The sequence below is a fragment of the Xanthomonas sp. SHU 166 genome (assembly GCF_000364685.1).
Lineage (GTDB): Bacteria > Pseudomonadota > Gammaproteobacteria > Xanthomonadales > Xanthomonadaceae > Xanthomonas_A > Xanthomonas_A sontii.
Map to the genome: position 1 here is coordinate 1 of NZ_AQOJ01000497.1, position 1,490 is coordinate 1,490.

General features: G+C 72.4%; 2 protein-coding genes. Both read right to left on the bottom strand.

What is annotated here, in order from left to right:
* Nucleotides 1–599: type II secretion system protein GspM (gspM, locus tag D180_RS12900; RefSeq protein ID WP_043090942.1), on the bottom strand; the 599-nt coding region annotated here is incomplete at its 3' end.
* Nucleotides 580–1,490, bottom strand: a 911-nt coding sequence (locus D180_RS12905; RefSeq protein ID WP_017913114.1) for a PilN domain-containing protein, incomplete at its 5' end; no start/stop codon positions are given. The genes D180_RS12905 and gspM, both read right to left, overlap by 20 nt.

A 1,490-nucleotide genomic window follows, 5' to 3' on the forward strand; every position in this document is an offset into this window, starting at 1 on the left:
GGCGCCGGCATCGCGTTCGGACGCAGGTAGCCGGCCAGTTCGAAGGCCACGTCAAGGCCGTTGCCGCTCTCGCCCGGCGAGAGCTGGTAGCGCTGCGCCATCACGTTGAGATTGTCGATGAACAGCGCCGGCGTGCCGCTTTCCAGCGCATGCAGTACCGCCGCCAGCTCCGGCGTGCCGCAGCGCAGGCGCACCTGCACCGCCACGCGGGTGAAGCGGTCGCTACGGTTGTCGGCGGCCAGCGGCGAGCGGTTGCTGATCGCGCAACTGCGGTTGCCGGGGCTGGCCGTGGCCACCGCGCTTTCCAGGCGCTGCACCAGACCGGCCGAGGCCAGTTCGGCCGAGGTCTCGCGCAGGAAGCCCGGGCGCGTGGCCAGTTCGCGCTGCGCCTGCTGCAGCCGTTGCGCCACCTGCGGCGCCTGCTGCAACTGCATGCGCACGCGCAGTTCGCGCTGCTGCAGTTCCTGGATCTGCGCATCGACCTCGCGCATCGGCACGGTCCACCACGGATGCACCAGCACCAGGTAGCCCAGCGCCAGCGCCGCCAGCAGCAGGCCCAGCGCCAGCCAGCGGTCGCGCTTATCGACCTGCACCGGCATCGGTGGCCTCCTTGCGCTTGGTCCCGGCCAGCTCGGCGGTGAGGGTGAAGCGGTCGCGGTGGCTGCCCGGGTCGGCCTGCAACACGCCGGTCAGCGAGGGCGTGCGCCACAGCGGCGAACCTTCCAGGCGCCCGACCAGCGACGAGGCTTCGCTGCTGAGGCCGATCAACTGCAACTGGTTGCCCTCGATCGAGAACTTCTCCAGATAGGTGCCCTCCGGCAGGCGCTTGCTCAATTCGTTCCAGACCTCCACCGAGGCCGGGCGCTCGGCACGCAACTGGTCGAAGAACGCGGCGCCTTCGACCAGGTCGAGCAGTTGCTGGCGCTGCGCGGCGACCGCGCGTGCGCGCTGCGCGCCGCTGTCCACCTGGGTGCGCAGGTGCTCCAGCGCATCGCGGCGGTTGTCCAACAGTTGCCAGCCGGCCGCGCACAGCGCCAGCAGCGCGGTGGCGGCAAGGATCGCGTTCCAGCGCCGCATCGGGTCGGCGCGGCGGTGGCGCTGTTCCTGCGGCAGCAGATTCACTCCCAGTGGCGCGCCATCGCTGCCGGCGACGTCGATGCCGGCCAGGGTCGGGCGCAGCGCGCCGGCGCTGGCCTGCAGGTCGTCCAGCACGCGGCGCGGGGCCACCACCAGTTCGGCGTCGAGCTGGGCGTCGTCGCGGCGACCGTCGGCGCGCACGTCGTAGATCACCTGGTCGGCCTGGAACGGGGTCTGCCGGTCGATCTCGAACTTCACCACCTCGCGCAGGTGCTCGGCGGCCGCCGCCGGCAGGCGCAGATGGCGTTGCAACGCCGCCTCGGCCGGCAACAGCCACACCCGCGGCAGCGCCGCCAGGCGCGGCCCCAGCAGCGCCTCCAGTTCGTCGGGCAGCAGCGGCCACGGCAGCGCCA